Genomic DNA, 1,218 nt, shown 5'->3' on the forward strand with positions numbered 1-1,218 from the left:
CTTGTTCAGGTTGAAAAAACGGACGAATAAGCTCCATAGGTTATAACTGAGGATTGTCAGTCTTGCAGCCAACTCAGTCACATTGGATTTTTGAGAACAGAATCCGGCTAAACCCCATTGGTTTTTCAACTCATCAAAGACGTTTTCACAATCTGCTCGCTGTTGGTAGAAATCAACTATTTGAAATGCATCAAATTGAGAAGGAAGAAGACTTGTTACACATGCGGCATACTCATAATCGCAAAGACCAAAGAGCGTCCCACTTTCTTCCGGGCTCTCCTTGGAAATTAATCGTCGTTGTAAGATCACTCGGCGCGGACGAGTCCAACCCATCAATTGCAATTTAACTTCAGCTACTTGCAGCGCTCCAAAACTGCATGCTCCTTGCCATGATTTCTCACCCACCTGTCTAAGAGCTTCTTGCACTCGTGAGGTCTTACGAAGTCTGAACAGATAGTGAGGACGATCCGCGCGTTCCTCATGCCACGCAAGAAAGCTCTCGCTGCAAAAACCAATATCTGCACGGTTTAAAAATGGATGCTTGTCCTTTGGAAGACGCGATAGTATGTCTTCCAGCATCTCTATCCAGCCTGCGCTTGATGATGAATTGCCAGGACGAAAACTCATGTCCAAGCAAAGACGCGAACCGGCAACCGTACAGATCAACGGGTGATGGCTGCCGCGGCCTGGTTTATGAGTATTATAGCCAACTGCAACAGACTCTTGTGAACCATAGCGTGTGGTAACTGTACTGTCCCAATCAAGTACGTAAGGAGCTCGAAGTAAACCGTGCAGAACTCCTTCAACTTCTTGCAGCCACCTATGACCTGCCTCACCACTTACCTGACTGAAAAAGCGACGAATAGTATCATCACCTGGAATGCGGCGTTCTACACCAAATACTTTGCCTACAACAGCATCATGCTGTACGTAACGGATGTCCTTGAAGCGCTTGCCCTCTTGTACGCATGTGAGGATAAAGCCAACCAATATATCTTTAACTGGAGTGGCATTAGGACTGCTGCGATGTACGGGACAAGTCTTTACCAGTTTATCTATGACCCCCAACTTAAACAAAAAGGATGAAAATGCTACCAAACCACCATAGGGAGTAAGCATCTTGTGGCTTTGTTCTACACGAAAACGACCACCAATTGCATCAAATGTATGACTCATTGTCTTCACCCTTTCAGTGAACGGTTTTATAAGCAAAAAACA

Annotated in this window: 1 protein-coding gene; it reads right to left on the reverse strand. The window is 45.4% G+C overall.

All coding sequences use genetic code 11. The features are described from left to right. A partial coding sequence (locus tag AC3WVG_RS12075; protein ID WP_488798366.1) for an IS1380 family transposase occupies positions 1 to 1,176 on the reverse strand: 1,176 nt, incomplete at its 3' end. Between the last annotated feature and the right edge of the window lie 42 nt (positions 1,177 to 1,218).

Source organism: Desulfovulcanus sp., assembly GCF_982781345.1.